Source organism: Xenorhabdus sp. SGI 60, from assembly GCF_056632175.1.
This window is the reverse complement of record NZ_CP196860.1, coordinates 2611735-2628440: the sequence shown is the minus strand read 5'-3', so window position 1 is coordinate 2628440 and position 16706 is coordinate 2611735. Positions and strand designations below refer to the sequence as shown.

Annotated in this window: 10 protein-coding genes and 2 pseudogenes; 7 read left to right on the top strand and 5 right to left on the bottom strand. The window is 42.4% G+C overall.

The annotated features are described in order from the left end of the window. The first annotated feature begins 352 nt into the window (after window positions 1–352). The 6 genes and pseudogenes from lrp (at window position 353) to serS (ending at window position 7666) form a co-directional block, all read left to right on the top strand. Window positions 353–847, top strand: a complete 495-nt coding sequence (lrp, locus tag ACSJJG_RS12095; protein ID WP_004256338.1) for a leucine-responsive transcriptional regulator Lrp — start codon at window positions 353–355, stop codon at window positions 845–847. A 243-nt stretch (window positions 848–1090) separates the two neighbouring features. Beyond that, a pseudogene (locus ACSJJG_RS12090) lies at window positions 1091–1492 on the top strand (DNA translocase FtsK 4TM domain-containing protein); the annotation flags it as partial. A 600-nt stretch (window positions 1493–2092) separates the two neighbouring features. After that, window positions 2093–4228 (top strand): annotated as a pseudogene (locus ACSJJG_RS12085) (DNA translocase FtsK); the annotation flags it as partial. 72 nt (window positions 4229–4300) lie between these two features. After that, window positions 4301–4912, top strand: coding sequence for an outer membrane lipoprotein periplasmic chaperone LolA (lolA, locus tag ACSJJG_RS12080; protein WP_481089501.1), 612 nt, complete (start codon window positions 4301–4303; stop codon window positions 4910–4912). A gap of 7 nt (window positions 4913–4919) precedes the next feature. Then, window positions 4920–6263, top strand: a complete 1344-nt coding sequence (locus ACSJJG_RS12075; RefSeq protein WP_481089500.1) for a replication-associated recombination protein A — start codon at window positions 4920–4922, stop codon at window positions 6261–6263. A 113-nt stretch (window positions 6264–6376) separates the two neighbouring features. Then, window positions 6377–7666 carry a serine--tRNA ligase gene (serS, locus tag ACSJJG_RS12070; RefSeq protein ID WP_481089499.1) on the top strand — a complete coding sequence of 430 codons (1290 nt, stop codon included), beginning with the start codon at window positions 6377–6379 and terminating at the stop codon, window positions 7664–7666. 70 nt (window positions 7667–7736) lie between these two features. Here the strand turns inward: serS and ACSJJG_RS12065 are convergent, their stop codons facing one another. From ACSJJG_RS12065 to ycaO, 5 genes are all read right to left on the bottom strand, one after another. Further along, the gene (locus tag ACSJJG_RS12065) at window positions 7737–8552 is read right to left on the bottom strand and encodes a BPSS1780 family membrane protein (RefSeq protein WP_481089498.1); all 816 of its coding nucleotides are present in this window, start codon (window positions 8550–8552) and stop codon (window positions 7737–7739) included. 628 nt (window positions 8553–9180) lie between these two features. Next, window positions 9181–9921, bottom strand: coding sequence for a pyruvate formate lyase 1-activating protein (gene pflA / locus ACSJJG_RS12060; RefSeq protein ID WP_481089497.1), 741 nt, complete (start codon window positions 9919–9921; stop codon window positions 9181–9183). Window positions 9922–10001: 80 nt separating this feature from the next. Then, on the bottom strand, window positions 10002–12284 hold the full coding sequence (gene pflB / locus ACSJJG_RS12055; protein ID WP_481089496.1) for a formate C-acetyltransferase: 2283 nt from the start codon (window positions 12282–12284) through the stop codon (window positions 10002–10004). A 54-nt stretch (window positions 12285–12338) separates the two neighbouring features. After that, window positions 12339–13196: a formate transporter FocA gene (gene focA / locus ACSJJG_RS12050; RefSeq protein WP_481089495.1), complete on the bottom strand. Its 858-nt coding sequence runs from the start codon at window positions 13194–13196 to the stop codon at window positions 12339–12341. 323 nt (window positions 13197–13519) lie between these two features. Then, a complete protein-coding gene (gene ycaO / locus ACSJJG_RS12045; protein WP_481089494.1) occupies window positions 13520–15283 on the bottom strand; it encodes a 30S ribosomal protein S12 methylthiotransferase accessory factor YcaO in 1764 nt (587 codons plus the stop codon). A gap of 146 nt (window positions 15284–15429) precedes the next feature. Here ycaO and ansB point away from each other — a divergent pair, with 146 nt between their 5' ends. Continuing rightward, window positions 15430–16473 (top strand): L-asparaginase 2, encoded by a 1044-nt coding sequence (ansB, locus tag ACSJJG_RS12040; protein ID WP_481089493.1) that lies wholly within the window; start codon window positions 15430–15432, stop codon window positions 16471–16473. Window positions 16474–16706 lie beyond the last annotated feature (233 nt).

The window sequence follows — 16706 nt, the reverse complement described above, 5'->3', positions numbered from 1 at the left end:
TATTCCTAATGGATTTCAAGTTGTAGTGCGGCGGCAAGGGAACAAAACCTCAAGCGCATAGAAACTAATATGAGTGATGAGTGGCTGATATATGAGTAACTGAGTGATTGGGGTGAGTGAGCACAGCTAACATAGCAGCAACTTGGAAAGTAAAAGGGATAATTAATCGAATTCTGGGAGATTGTGGTCTGGGAAATTGTATTCTGGGAGATGGTTTCTAGAGTTGTAGTAGTTCTTAAACCTTGGTTACAGATTAAGTGTTAACCTTTGAAGACATCTTTTCCAGCTCAACCGCTTGAAAGAGATAGGGAAAATGTTTTAGGTGTAGGAATATTAAAGAGAGAGCAATAAGATGATAGATAATAAGAAGCGTCCAGGAAAAGATCTTGATCGTATAGATCGTAATATCCTTAACGAGTTGCAAAAAGATGGCCGTATTTCTAATGTGGAGTTATCCAAGAGAGTTGGTTTGTCACCCACACCTTGCCTGGAACGTGTGCGTCGTTTAGAGCGTCAAGGCTTTATCTCTGGCTACACGGCTTTGCTGAATCCTCATTATTTGGATGCATCATTGCTGGTATTTGTTGAAATTACGCTGAATCGGGGGGCAGCAGATGTATTTGAACAATTTAATACTGCTGTTCAAAAACTAGAAGAAATCCAAGAATGTCATTTAGTTTCTGGTGATTTTGACTACTTGCTGAAAACACGCGTGCCAGATATGTCTGCATATCGTAAATTGCTCGGAGAAACTCTGCTACGTCTTCCTGGTGTTAATGACACCCGTACTTATGTTGTAATGGAAGAGGTGAAGCAGAGTAATCGTTTAGTGATTAAGACTCGTTAAACTTTCATCTAAAATGTACAGATGCAAAACAGGAAAAACTTAGGTACACTCCTGTTTATGCATACAGTTTCAACGCTGAGTTACCCTCAGCGTTGTTCCGTTTAATCAACAGAAAAACCTGGAGAGCCTTTCTTGAACCAGGAATATACAGAAGACAAACGTGTTAAATTAAAGAAGATAAGTAGTGGCCGCCGGCTTCTGGAAGCCGTTTTGTTGGTTATTGCTATCTGTGCTGTGTACTTGATGGTAGCGCTTATCAGCTTCAATCCATCTGATCCCAGTTGGTCACAGACGTCATGGCATGAACCCGTCCACAATTGGGGCGGCAGTGTTGGTGCTTGGCTATCTGACACGCTATTCTCGGCATTTGGTATTCTTGCCTATGCAGTCCCGCCATTTATGTTGTTAGGTTGCTGGAATGCTTTCCGTCAGAAAGATAGGCAAGAGTACATTGATTTCTTCACACTTGCATTACGCGTTATTGGTGCCTTAGCCCTGATACTGACGTCATGTGGTTTGGCTGCCCTCAATATTGATGATTTAAATGACTTTGCTGCTGGCGGAGTCATTGGTAATTTATTCAGCAATGCGATTCTGCCCTGGTTTAACATCCTGGGGGCAACATTGGCCCTGCTTGGTATTTGGGTCGTTGGATTCACATTGTTTACAGGGTGGTCATGGCTCACGATTGCAGAAAAAATTGGTGCAGTTATTCTGGATTCACTGAGTTTTGTCGTCAATCGTGGCCGCAATAATGTTGAATATGACGAAAATAATTTAGAGAATACGTTAGGTTCCGAACTTTCAGCCAGTGAACAAAAAACCGCGGAGCATGCAGATAAACCTGAAATAGTTAAATCTGCGGTTGCTACTGAAATGCCAGACGCAGATGAAGATGAAGATGATGTATTATTGACAGCTCCAACATTAACCGAATTAGCTAATACAGATTCAGCGTTACAGCCTGCATCCGTTTCTCCAACCTCTCCAGCATTGGATCAATCTCAGGAACAGGAATCTGTTCGTTATTCTTTTGAATTGCCGGATGATGACCAATCAGATACTAATCCACAATCCGATGACTCTTCTCAGGCTATTTCAAATCTATCCACAAACAGTTCTGCTGGCACAAATCCGCATTCACAAGATGATGTAACAGATACGTTTACTTTTCCTGCAAATGATCATGTTAATTTGAAAAACGCGGCAGCGGATATTACGAGTTCTGCTGTTGTGGTGAAGAATCCACAGGTTAAACAAGGTATTGGTCCTGAAATGCCACGCCCTAATCCTGTTAGGATCCCAACCCGTCGCGAATTGTATGGTATAAAAGTGCCTTCTCACCGTTTGGCAGAACACATGCAACGGAAAGAAAAAGAGAGACAGAATGAGCTGGTTGCAGAAGCTAATGAACAGCGAATGGATGCCCAACAGCAAGACATGTTGCGTCAGCAATTCCTCTATCAGCAACGTGAGCGCTATGGTGTTGATTTTGAGGAAGGAAACAGAGAGTCAGAGTCTCGTGAAGCAAGTACGCTGATACATAAGCAATCAACGGCAGCTGATGAGTTTACGAAAAATAGCGCAGATAACCAGATCATAGATGAACAAATAGTAAACGAACAGCTGATAAATGAACAAAAAGCACAGGAAGAAGCGTTGCGGATAGCATTTGAGCAACAGCAACGTGAACGTTACCAAGTAAATCAACCTGAGCCTGCTGAATTTGTATTTATGCCAACAGAGCCACTGAATCAACAAGTTCAGGAAAAAAATATAGCGACTGCTCTTGATTCTCACGAATCGAAAAATCAGCATATTTTTGTGCAGCAACCGCAGCAAGATAGCCTGTTCCATCCATTTTTGATGCGCAATGATCAGCCATTGCCAAAGCCAACGACGCCTATGCCTTCTTTGGATCTTTTGGCAGAACCGCCAGCGGAAGAAGAACCGGTTGATATGTTTGCGCTTGAGCAAACCTCTCGTTTAATTGAAGCGCGTTTGAATGATTATCGCGTTAAAGCGGATGTTGTTGGATTCTCTCCAGGGCCTGTTATTACACGATTTGAATTGGATTTAGCTCCTGGGGTGAAAGCTTCGCGTATTTCTAACTTATCACGTGACCTCGCTCGTTCGCTTTCAGCGGTAGCCGTCCGTATCGTGGAAGTTATTCCGGGCCGACCTTATGTTGGTTTGGAATTACCCAATAAAAAACGCCAAACAGTTTATCTGCGGGAAGTTTTGGACTGTGAGAAATTCCGTGATAACCCTTCACCGTTAACCATCGTCTTAGGAAAAGACATTGCAGGGCAGCCGGTTGTGGCTGACTTGGGTAAGATGCCTCACTTATTGGTAGCAGGAACGACGGGTTCGGGTAAATCGGTGGGGGTCAATGCGATGATCCTCAGTATTCTGTATAAAGCGAAACCAGAGGATGTCCGCTTTATTATGATTGACCCGAAAATGCTTGAGTTATCGGTTTACGAGGGCATTCCTCATTTATTGACTGAAGTTGTCACCGATATGAAAGATGCAGCCAATGCATTGCGTTGGTGTGTAAATGAAATGGAGCGACGTTATAAGCTGATGTCAGCTTTGGGAGTGCGCAATATTGCGGGCTATAACGACAAGATCAAGCAAGCTGAAAATATGGGGCGCCCGATCCCTGATCCGTTCTGGAAACCGGGTGACAGCATAGATGCAACGCATCCTATGCTGAAAAAAGAGCCTTATATTGTTGTTATGGTTGATGAATTTGCCGACTTAATGATGACAGCCGGGAAAAAGGTGGAAGAATTAATTGCACGCTTGGCTCAGAAAGCACGGGCGGCAGGCATCCACTTAGTATTGGCGACCCAGCGGCCTTCTGTTGATATTATCACCGGATTGATTAAGGCCAATATTCCGACACGTATTGCATTTACGGTATCCAGTAAAATAGATTCCCGTACCATTCTTGATCAAGGTGGTGCAGAATCATTGCTTGGTATGGGGGACATGCTTTATTTGGCACCAAACTCTTCCATTCCTGTACGTGTTCATGGTGCATTCGTGCGCGATCAAGAAGTGCATGAAGTTGTGAATGACTGGAAAGCTCGTGGCCGCCCTCAATATATAGACAGTATTGTCAAAGGGGGTGAAGACGGTGAAGGCAGTATGGGATTTGATAGCGATGAAGAGCTAGATCCCCTGTTTGATCAAGCGGTTGAATTTGTGGTCGAAAAACGTCGGGTCTCTATTTCGGGCGTGCAACGTCAATTCAGGATTGGATATAACCGGGCAGCCCGGATTGTCGAACAAATGGAAGCACAACAGATAGTGAGTGCACCTGGGCATAATGGCAATCGTGAAGTTTTGGCACCTCCTCCCCATGAACATTAATTATCGTTGTGCAATGTAAACAGTATCGGTAATTGATGTCTGATAATAAAACGAATTGAAGGTATCTCGCACATGAAAAAACTGATGTTGATTGGTTGTCTGATGATGGGGGTGAGCATAGGTTCTGCTTGGGCTGATGCGACGCAGGATCTGCAAGGGCGTTTGGGAAAGGTGAATAGTTTTCATGCCAGTTTTACTCAAACAGTGATTAGCAATGATGGTTCAACGGTCCAAAAAGGAGAGGGAGAGCTTTGGATCAAACGCCCTAATTTGTTTAACTGGCATATGACATCACCTGATGAGAGTGTTTTGGTTTCTGATGGTAAGACGCTGTGGTTTTATAATCCTTTTGTTGAACAGGTGACGGCGAATTGGTTAAAAGAAGCAACGGGAAATACGCCATTTATGCTGATTGCACGCAATGATCCTGCCGACTGGAAACAGTACAAGGTTATGCAAAACGGTAATAGCTTTGAGCTGACGCCTCATAATGCCAATGGCAATTTAAAACTTTTTTCAATTACCGTGACACCAGAAGGAACAATCCAAAAATTTACTGCCGTTGAACAGGATGGGCAAAAAAGTGCTTACCAGTTGAAAGGGCAGCAAAATGTAAACGTGGATACGGAGAAATTCAAATTTACCGTACCGGAAGGTGTCACGCTGGATGATCAACGCCAGTGAGGTTTAAGTGAACAATCTTTCTCTCGATTTTTCACAAAATGAATTTCAGCCACTGGCCGCAAGAATGCGGCCAGTCACATTAGATCAATATATCGGTCAGCAACACTTACTGGCGGAAGGAAAACCTTTGCCGCGAGCAATCCGAGCAGGTCATCTTCATTCCATGATTTTATGGGGACCGCCCGGAACAGGAAAAACAACACTGGCTGAAATTATTGGATATTACGCGCAAGCTGATATTGAACGTATTTCAGCAGTCACTTCTGGCATAAAAGAAATTCGTGAAGCCATAGAAAGAGCACGACAAAATCGTAATTCAGGGCGTAGAACCATCTTATTTGTTGATGAAGTTCATCGATTTAATAAAAGTCAGCAGGATGCGTTTTTACCACATATTGAAGACGGTACAATCACATTTATTGGTGCAACTACCGAAAATCCCTCCTTCGAATTAAATTCAGCTTTGTTATCACGGGCTCGTGTCTATTTATTGAAATCACTTTCGACGGCAGAAATTGAACGGGTACTTATTCAGGCCATTAATGATACAGCGCGTGGCATTGGCGGGCAAAATATCGTATTACCAGATAATACTCGCCAGATGATAGCAGAGCTTGTGGCGGGAGATGCACGCCGCTCACTGAATTTGCTGGAAATGATGTCGGACATGGCAGAAATCAATGCGCAAGGGCAGCGGGTTTTGACGCCGGAATTACTGAAAGAAGTAAGCGGGGAAAGAAGTGCCAGGTTTGATAATAAAGGTGATCGATATTACGATTTAATTTCTGCTTTGCATAAATCAATCCGTGGTTCAGCACCTGATGCCGCGCTTTACTGGTACGCCCGAATTATTACCGCAGGCGGTGATCCCCTTTATGTTGCCCGTCGGTTACTGGCAATTGCTTCTGAAGATGTGGGTAATGCTGATCCACGCGGAATGCAGATCGCTATTGCTGCATGGGATTGTTTTACGCGTGTAGGAGCGGCTGAAGGAGAAAGGGCGATCGCACAGGCAATTGTTTATCTTGCTTGTGCACCGAAAAGTAATGCTGTTTATACCGCATTCAAGGCAGCTATGGCGGATGCGCAAAACAAACCGGATTATGACGTTCCTGTCCATTTGCGTAATGCCCCGACTAAGCTGATGAAAGAAATTGGATTTGGTGAAGAGTATCGCTACGCCCATGATGAAGCGAATGCGTATGCCGCCGGTGAAGTCTATTTTCCGCCAGAAATGCAACAAACACGTTATTATTATCCGACTGCCAGAGGGTTGGAAGGTAAGATAGGTGAAAAGTTAAACTGGTTAATAGAACAGGATCAAAATAGCCCAATAAAACGCTATCGTTAATTTTCCTGATACGGTAAGGTTTATATCCAACAATGCCAAATTATAGCTAAAAGCTGTAGTTTTTGACGATTTTTCAATAACCATTTTTCAATAACAACAAGCACAGGACTAGCATGCTCGATCCAAATATACTGCGTAATGAGCTAGACGCAGTCGCCGAAAAACTGGCTCGCAGGGGATATACCCTTGATGTGGAGACGCTGCGCAATCTAGAAGAGCGCCGCAAAGTTTTACAAGTTGAAACTGAAACCCTGCAAGCAGAACGTAATTCCCGATCGAAGGCTATTGGTGCAGCTAAAGCCCGTGGTGAAGATATTGAACCACTGCGTCAGGAAGTGAATCAATTGGGAGAAAAATTGGATTCAGCAAAAGCTGAACTGGAAACGTTGCAGGCTGAAATCCGTAATATCGCATTAAGCATGCCGAATATTCCTGATGATTCTTCTCCTGACGGAAAAAATGACAGTGATAACCTGGAAATTAGCCGTTGGGGTGAACCACGCCAATATGACTTTGAAATCAAAGACCATGTCTCATTGGGTGAGCTGACTGGCGGCCTTGATTTTGCGGCTGCGGTTAAATTGACTGGTTCACGTTTCGTCGTAATGAAAGGGCAGATCGCTCGTCTGCACCGTGCCATCACCCAGTTCATGCTGGATCTGCATACAGAGCAGCATGGTTATCTGGAAACTTACGTCCCTTATCTGGTTAACCATGATTCTTTATATGGTACAGGTCAGTTACCTAAGTTTGGTGAAGATCTGTTCCATACCAGACCATTGGAAGAAGAATCTGGTAGTCATTATGCTTTGATTCCAACAGCCGAAGTCCCGGTCACTAACTTAGTTCGTGATGAAATTCTGGATGAAAGCGGGTTACCACTGAAGATGACGGCACATACTCCTTGCTTCCGCTCTGAAGCAGGTTCTTATGGTCGTGATACCCGTGGCCTTATTCGTATGCACCAGTTTGATAAAGTTGAGTTGGTTCAGATTGTTCATCCAGAAAAATCCATGGAAGCACTGGAAGAATTGACTGGGCACGCTGAGAAGGTATTACAGTTACTGAATCTTCCTTACCGTAAAATGCTGCTGTGCACGGGTGACATGGGGGCAAACGCAAGAAAAACTTACGATTTGGAAGTTTGGCTACCAGCGCAAAATACTTATCGTGAAATTTCCTCTTGTTCTAACATGTGGGATTTTCAGGCTCGCCGTATGCAAGCGCGTTTCCGTGGTAAAGATGACAAGAAAACTCAGTTGGTACATACATTGAATGGTTCTGGTCTTGCGGTAGGCCGTACCCTGGTTGCGGTGATGGAAAACTATCAGCAAGCAGATGGCCGCATTGAAATCCCAGAAGTATTGCGTCCTTATATGAATGGATTGGAATACATTGGTTAATATCATCTATTCTTAATAAAAAAGCGCCGAATATGGCGCTTTTTACATATCAATATCTATTGAAAAATATTTAATTGATTAAATGAGATTTTGTTTCTTGGGTTTCTGGCGCATAAAAAATGCTGCGATAAGTTGTATAATAGGTTGCCATATACATAGGAAAAGTAACAAACAAACCTAAACCAAGTGGAATTGCGGAAATAAACATCAGAATGCCCATCAGTAAGAAGAACAGAAAACCACCGAATAGGTTTTTTCTTACTGCACTTAAACTCATTGATATTGCTTCACCAAATTTCAAATCATTAATGATAATCAAAGCAGGAGCAAACCAGCTGAATGCAAGGGCAACGATGTTAAAGAACAATATAACCAACATTGCCAGCATTAAACTAGAAAAACTGCCCGTTAATAGCATCGGGTCTGGATCCTGCCCTGCAAAAAATAGTTGAAGTAGGCTAGTCCCTTCAAGTATAACAGCAGCAAAGAAACCCAGTACACTTATGCCGTAGGCAAGCCCACCAACAGCAACCAATGAGCCTAGCTTATTTTTAAAACCATGGAAAAGCAATTCTATGTCAAAATCACCCGTTGTTCGCTGTTTCTCACTGGCAGCAATAAATCCAGCAATAAATACTGGACTAAACAGAAAAGCGAAAATACCGAGGATAGGAATGAATTGGAAGGCTATCATGATAACAATATAGATTAAAGTTAGTAGTATCCATTTCATTGGCTTTGCTTTAAACATTTCCCATGCATTACCAATCCACTCTGTTGCCGCTCCAGCTCCTGCAGCACGACCGCCTGGAATGAATGTATTTTTTTCCTTGTTCAGAGAGACGCCGTTCTCTCCTGAATTGAAATTTATATCTTGAGTATCCATATTTTTCCGATTTATTTTATTGAATGGTAATTGTTGAATTGGGTTTCTCTATTTCTATTTTATTAACACAAATCGTTATAGAAAGCGGAAGGATTATCATATAAAAATTATTAATCAACAAGTATTAATTCAACTCTTATCGGCGGAGAAAGAAGCATTTTTGCAGGTAATAATGAATGTATATAATTTATTGCATTAATGAATATGATGTAATTTTGGTTTAATCTTCTAATTTATCTTTACATAAAGTAAATGATTTTATTTTGGATATCAGATAGCATCTGTTTTTAGAGCAAAATATTTTACTCATTGTGAGTATATCAATCTAACTTTAGGATACGTGTAATTTGTCTCAGTGATGTAAATTGGAATTTAAAGTTAATGAATATAACTTGTTATGATTTGAAGTTATGTTGATCATATCAGGTATATCTAAATAGGTTTTCATAATACTGAGAGTATCAGATGTTGGGGTTCCTTACCAGGCAAAACGCCCAGGTAAAGAAATACTGCTATCATTTTACCCGATAGCTATCAAGATAATCTGCATTTGTTAACAAAGTGGGGGGGGGGAGGGTTATTGTTGCATAAATTAATAGAAAGAAAATAATGTTAAGAGGGAATAAATCTAATAGATCACGTGATGCCCATAACTTTTTAAAATTTCTTTTACCCGTTCCATTGTTTCTTTTGGAGGAGGTTTAACACCTTCCAGTTGATATTCTTCTCCCATAGCAATCCATTTATGTTTACCAAGTTCGTGGTAAGGTAATAGCTCTATTTTTTCAATATTTTTCATATCCTTGGTGAATTCACCAAGTAAATGAACCGATTGATCATCATCCGACCAACCAGGAACGACAACATAACGGACCCAAGTTTTTTGATTACGTTTTGCCAGATAACGAGCAAATTCAAGTGTCCGATGATTGGATACACCGATCAATTTTTGGTGAATATCATCATTAAGTTGTTTTAAATCCAGCATAACCAGATCGGTAGCATCCAGTAGTTCGTCAATCACCGGATCGTAACGGCGAACAAAGCCGTTGGTATCCAGGCAAGTATGAATGCCTTCTTCATGGCAAGCCCTGAACCAATCACGAACAAATTCGGCCTGAAGAATGGCTTCACCACCGGAAGCGGTAACTCCACCCCCCGAAGCATTCATAAAATGGCGATAGGTCGTTGCTTCTTTTATTAATTCTTCAACTGTTACCGTTTTTCCGCCATGGGTATCCCAGGTATCGCGGTTATGGCAATAGAGGCAGCGCATAAGGCAACCTTGGAAAAACGCGATAAAGCGGATACCGGGGCCATCTACGGTTCCGCAAGATTCAAAAGAGTGGATACGACCAAGTACGGACATGAAAGGACTTCTCCAAAACTAGCAAGCTAATAAAGGCCCCCAAGTATTAAGGAGCCTTTATTGTCTGTCATTTTTAATAATTACATGGTTTGAGTAAATGTACGGGTGATAACATCTCGTTGCTGTTCTTTCGTCAAAGAATTAAACCGCACAGCGTAACCCGATACGCGAATCGTCAATTGCGGGTATTTCTCAGGATTTTCCATGGCATCCAACAGCATTTCACGGTTCATCACGTTAATGTTTAAATGCTGTCCACCTTCGATATCTGCTTCGTGATGGAAATAACCATCCATCAGGCCCGCCAGATTTGCTTTACGGACTTCATCATCTTTACCCAGCGCATTAGGTACGATAGAGAAAGTGTATGAAATACCGTCTTTGGCATAAGCAAACGGCAGTTTAGCGACCGAAGTCAATGAAGCCACTGCCCCTTTTTGATCACGGCCGTGCATTGGGTTAGCACCTGGTCCAAATGGTGCGCCAGCACGACGTCCATCAGGGGTATTACCCGTTTTCTTGCCATAAACGACGTTTGAGGTAATGGTCAGTACAGACTGGGTTGGAACCGCATTGCGATATGTTTGCAGCTTCTGAATTTTCTTCATGAAGCGTTCAACCAGATCACTCGCGATATTATCGACACGCTGATCGTTGTTACCGAATTGTGGGTATTCACCTTCAATGTTGAAATCAATTGCCAGGCCATCTTCATCGCGGATTGGGGAAACTTTCGCATATTTAATGGCAGATAATGAGTCAGCAGCAACAGAGAGACCTGCGATACCACATGCCATGGTACGGTGTACATCACGATCGTGCAGTGCCATTAATGAAGCTTCATAGCTGTATTTATCATGCATATAGTGGATGATATTCAGGGCAGTGACATACTGTTTTGCCAGCCAGTCCATGAAATGATCCATACGTGCCATAACCTTGTCATAATCCAGCACAGCGTCTTTCATTGGCTCTTCTTTCGGGCCAACCTGCATTTTCATTTTTTCATCCACACCGCCGTTGATGGCATATAGCATGGTTTTTGCAAGGTTTGCACGGGCACCAAAGAACTGCATTTGTTTACCAACCACCATTGGGCTGACGCAGCACGCGATAGCGTAATCATCGCTGTTGAAGTCAGGGCGCATCAGGTCGTCATTTTCATATTGCAGGGATGAAGTATCGATTGAAACTTTTGCTGCAAACTTTTTAAAGTCAGTGGGCAGTTTTTCAGACCACAGGATGGTCATGTTAGGTTCTGGGGATGGTCCCATGGTATATAGCGTATGCAGGAAACGGAAACTGTTTTTGGTGACCAGAGTACGTCCATCCAAACCCATACCCGCCAGTGATTCGGTTGCCCAAATTGGGTCACCAGAGAACAGTTCATCATATTCTGGAGTACGCAGGAAACGCACCATACGCAGTTTCATGACCAAATGGTCGATCAGTTCTTGGGCTTGTTGTTCAGTCAACTTACCTGCTTGGATATCACGTTCGATGTAGATATCCAGGAAGGTGGAAACACGACCAAAGGACATTGCAGCACCGTTTTGGGATTTAACGGCTGCCAGATAGGCGAAATAAGTCCATTGCACGGCTTGTTGAGCATTGGTAGCGGGATTGGCAATATCATAGCCATATTTAGCCGCCATCTCTTTGATTTGGCCAAGAGCGCGATGTTGTTCGACCAGTTCTTCGCGCAGGCGAATGGTCGCTTCCAAATCCTCGCCATTTTCCAATTTTTTCTGTAGGGAAGTGAATTGGGCAAATTTCTCATCACGCAGAAAGTCGATACCATACAACGCAACGCGACGGTAATCACCGATGATGCGCCCACGGCCATAAGCATCAGGCAGGCCAGTCAATACACCAGATTTACGGCATTTCAGGATATCAGGGGTGTAGACATCAAATACCCCCTGATTATGAGTCTTACGATACTCAGTGAAAATTTGTTTCAGTTTTGGGTCCAGTTCACGGTTGTAGGCTTTACAAGAACCTTCAACCATTTTAATGCCACCAAATGGAATAATGGCTCGTTTCAGTGGCGCTTCGGTTTGCAGACCAACGATTTGTTCCAGATCTTTTTCAATATAACCCGCATCATGAGAGGTAATTGTAGACGCAATGTCAGTATCAAAGTCTAGCGGTGCATGGGTGCGGTTTTCGATTTTGATACCTTCCATGACTTTTTCCCACAAAGCTTTTGTCGCTTCTGTGGCACCCGCAAGGAATGATTCATTACCTTCATACGGGGTATAGTTTTTTTGAATGAAACCACGGACATTGACTTCATTCTGCCAGCTACCCTCGTTAAAGCCTTGCCATGCTACTGAGAATTTTTCGTTTGACTCGGACATGATACTTTTACCTTTTAACAGTGGAATTTTTAAGAAACCTGACTTGGCGGCGAATTAATGATTTTTGCCGCTACGTAAATAAATCAACCAATAGGTCAACCCAACCAATACCGCACCACCAATAATGTTACCTATCGTGACAGGGATCAGGTTATCGGTAATAAAGCTTGAAACATTAAGCTGTGGAAATCGTTCAGGACTTGTCCCTGTTTTCAGCCAAAATTCATCTGGTGCGAAGTTTTTGATAATGATCCCGAACGGAATTAAAAACATGTTAGCGATACTGTGCTCAAAACCGCTGGCGACAAACATACCGATTGGCAGGATCAACGCGAATAACTTATCGATCAGACTGCGTCCGGCATAGCTCATCCAGACAGCAAGACATACCATTAGATTAGCTAAAATACCCAGACATACTGCCTCAATAAAGGAGTGGTGCATTTTATGATCTGCTGTTTGTAATACATTTAGTCCCCAAGCACCATTGGCGACGGTATATTGGCCGGAATACCAAACCAAAGCTACGAAAAACAGAGCGCCAATCAAATTACCGATGTAAACGTTAATCCAATTTTTGAACATTTGAGACCAGGTAATACGTCCTGTTGCTTTTGAAATGATCGTCAACACGGTGGAAGTGAAGAGATCGACGCCACATATCACCACTAACATCAAACCAAGAGAAAAACAGATCCCACCCGTTAATTTAGCTACCCCATAGGGAATGGAAGAGGTTCCTGTTGTTGCTGTAATATAAAAAACAAAAGCGATGGAAATGAATACACCTGCCATGATTGCTGATAAATAAGTCACTGCGGGATGTTTATTGACTTTATATACACCAATATCATCAGCGATTTGTGCCATTACAGCAGGTGAAAATAAATTGAAAGGGCTGTCAGTTTTCATCCTAACACTCTCTTTATCCTTAATTAATCATAGCACGCGTTAATAGTAACAAACGGGGATTGACCTGAATTTGATATGGATCATATTAGACCGAAAGTCTAGTGAGATATGGCAGTCTAAATGCGGTGATATAAGATTAATGATATGATTTATAAGGAAAAATATTTTTTAAAATTTATAAAAATATTTTATATGAGCAGTTTTAGCCTGTTAGATATTAAAAGTAAAATAACAGGTTAAATTGTCATTTATTTGTTATTCAAAAATAAATTGTATTTAACCTGTATTTTACTTTTTATGGTAATAAACGCTAATGTGATGGGTTATTTATTAGCCCAAAATTCACGTTTGGCTTTTTGCAACTTCTCATAAGCATCTAATAATGCTTGATGGACGGGCAATGATTTTAATTCTGAATCAATAGCCCACAGACCATAGAAGCTGTTTTCTCCGGCAATGGCAGCAGAGGCAGCATCAACAGTACCTTGACCGTACATTTTTACAAATGCCTGATAATATTGATCTGGTTGGCGATCTTCTTCTTGGGTTAACAGTAACAACGTTTGCAGGCAGCGATAATAGTTAGCTCGTTCAGTGGTGAAAACAGAAGCATTGAAATCCTGTGTCCACTCAACCCAAATCAAAGCTTGCTCCAAATCTTTACCAGCCAGTGCCAGCATAGATTTCAATTCGCCGATACGCAGGTTGCTCCAACCGTTATCTTTACCCACAGCAATGCCCAATAACTCACGGATACGGGTAAAGTCATCCAAGCCTTCATCATCTAACTGTTCGAGAAGAGCCAGATATTCTTCTGGCTGCCATTGACTTTCCGGTAATGCCAGAAGAGTATCACACAGATGGATTCCCATAGTGTTATTGGCAATGTGCAGATCTTCCACCGGATAAATATCTGACATACCAGGAACCAGAATGCGGCAGGCGTAAACGCCAAGATGCTCATAATCAGCGATATAAACTTCAGCATCCAGTTTATTGAAGATCCCCATCAAGGTGGTGAACTCTTCTTCTGTTGTTCCGCTGAAATTCCAGTCAACAAATGCATAGTCAGTATCCTGCTTGAATAGATCCCAACTGATTACACCGCTTGAATCAATAAAGTGAGTTTCCAGATTGGTATGTTCAGAAACTTCTTCATTATCAAAGCTTGGTGGAGTGAAGACATCCAGATCTTTCAGGCTCCGGCCTTGCAACAGTTCTGTGACTGTACGCTCCAGTGCAACACCAAAATCGGGATGGGCGCCAAAGGAGGCAAAACACGTGCCATTATCAGGATTGAACAGGACGACGCAAATGACTGGAAACTGTCCACCCAGTGAGGCATCGTAACAATAGAGTGGGAAACCTTCTCCTTGCAACTTATTGACTGATTCAACGACGCTTGGGTAGCGATTCATAATATCTTGTGGAATTTCAGGCAGGCTGATGCATTCTGCGATAATGCGATTTTTCACATAGCGTTCGAATACTTCAGATAATCCTTGTACACGTGCTTCGTTCATGGTATTGCCGGCTGACATACCGTTTGAAACATACAGATTTCCGATAATATTCATTGGAATATAAATCGTTTGATTATCTGACTGGCGAGTAAATGGCAGGGCACAGATCCCCCGCTCTTCATTGCCAGATTGCAGATCCACTAACTGGCTGGCACAGAGCGCGTTATCTGGATTGTAAAAACGATGCAGGCGTTCGTCTAAGATACCTTTTGGCAGAGAGTCATCTTCTGGCAACGGGAACCATTTTTCATCTGGGTAATGAACAAACTCGCCATTGGCAACGGTATTACCCAGATAAAAATCAGCAAAGAAATAGTTTGTCGACAGGCGCTCAAAATATTCTCCCAATGCAGAAGCCAATGCCGCTTTCTTGCTGGCACCCTTGCCGTTGGTAAAGCACAGTGGGCAGTCGCGATCGCGGATATGGACTGACCAAACATTCGGGACAGGATTCAGCCATGAGGCTTCTTCAATATTAAAACCGAGGGACTTCAGTTTGTGCTGAAAGCGATTAATGGAGTCCTCTAACGCGGCGTCTTTGCCTGGGATATAGGTTTGCGTCATCGTGATTCACTTCAAATTATGTCAAAGGCGCATATCATACGGCGTTTTTTTTATCCGCTCTATCAATTCCCAAAAATTATTGTTAATTAGAGTTTATTTATTCTTGGTTTACATAATAAAATGGCTTTTTTACAAGAGGTTGAATAATGAAAAAGACTAAAATAACAGCAATAGCCGGTTTTCTGGCTTTAGTTAGCGGTTCTGCATTCGCTTTGCCAAATGTTACTGTTTTGGCAACAGGGGGCACAATTGCTGGGGGTGGTGAATCTGCAACGCAATCTAATTATACAGCGGGTAAAGTAGGTATTGATGCTCTGCTGAATGCTGTACCGGCAATTAAAAATATTGCTGATTTGAAAGGCGAGCAGGTTGTCAGCATCGGTTCTCAGGACATGAACGATCAGGTGTGGCTGACACTGGCGAAGAAAATCAATGCAGAATGTGACAAAACCGACGGGTTTGTGATCACCCACGGTACTGATACCATGGAAGAAACGGCTTATTTCCTCGATCTGACCACCCAATGCCAGAAGCCTATTGTGATGGTTGGCGCGATGCGTCCATCTACAGCGCTGGGGGCTGACGGTCCGTTGAACCTGTACAACGCTGTGGTTGTTGCTGCTGATAAAAATTCGGCAAACCGTGGTGTGTTGCTGGCGATGAATGATTCCGTTATCCATGGCCGTGATATCGGTAAACTGAGCACAACGGAAGTTCAGGCATTTCAGGCTGTGAATGCCGGCGCCCAGGGCTTCGTTCACAATGGCAAAGTGCGCTATTATTCTGCGGCATCAGTAAAGGCAAACAAAACCGTTTTTGATGTAAGCAAATTGGATAAGTTGCCGAAAGTAGGTATTGTTTATAACTACTCCAACGCCTCTGATTTGCCAGCAAAAGCTTTCGTTGAAAATGGCTATCAGGGTATTATCAGCGCAGGTGTAGGTAACGGTAACATCTATAAGTCTATTCTTGACACATTGGCTAAAGCAGCTAAAGAGGGGGTTGTTGTTGTTCGTTCCAGCCGTATTCCTTTCGGCTACACGACCCAAAATGCTGAAGTTAACGACAGCAAATATGGTTTTGTGGCTTCAGAGCGTTTGAACCCACAGAAAGCCCGCGTTCTTCTGCAATTGGCTCTGACGCAAACTTCTGATGTAGAAAAAATTCAGGAAATGTTTAGTAAGTATTAATTCCTGATTTAATCATATAAAAAGGCGCATCAAATGCGCCTCTTTTTATATTCTTTTTTATGCGTATTTTTTTAGATAAATTATCGCTGTTTTAAATGGTTTTTTATTCTTTGGTATTAAATAAGGCGGATATTATCCAGATTATTTTTCCTGGTTTCCTGTAGCTTTCGTTATTTTATTTATAATTTATTGCGTTTATTTATAATAAGATGGCCTTTTATTTATAATTTATT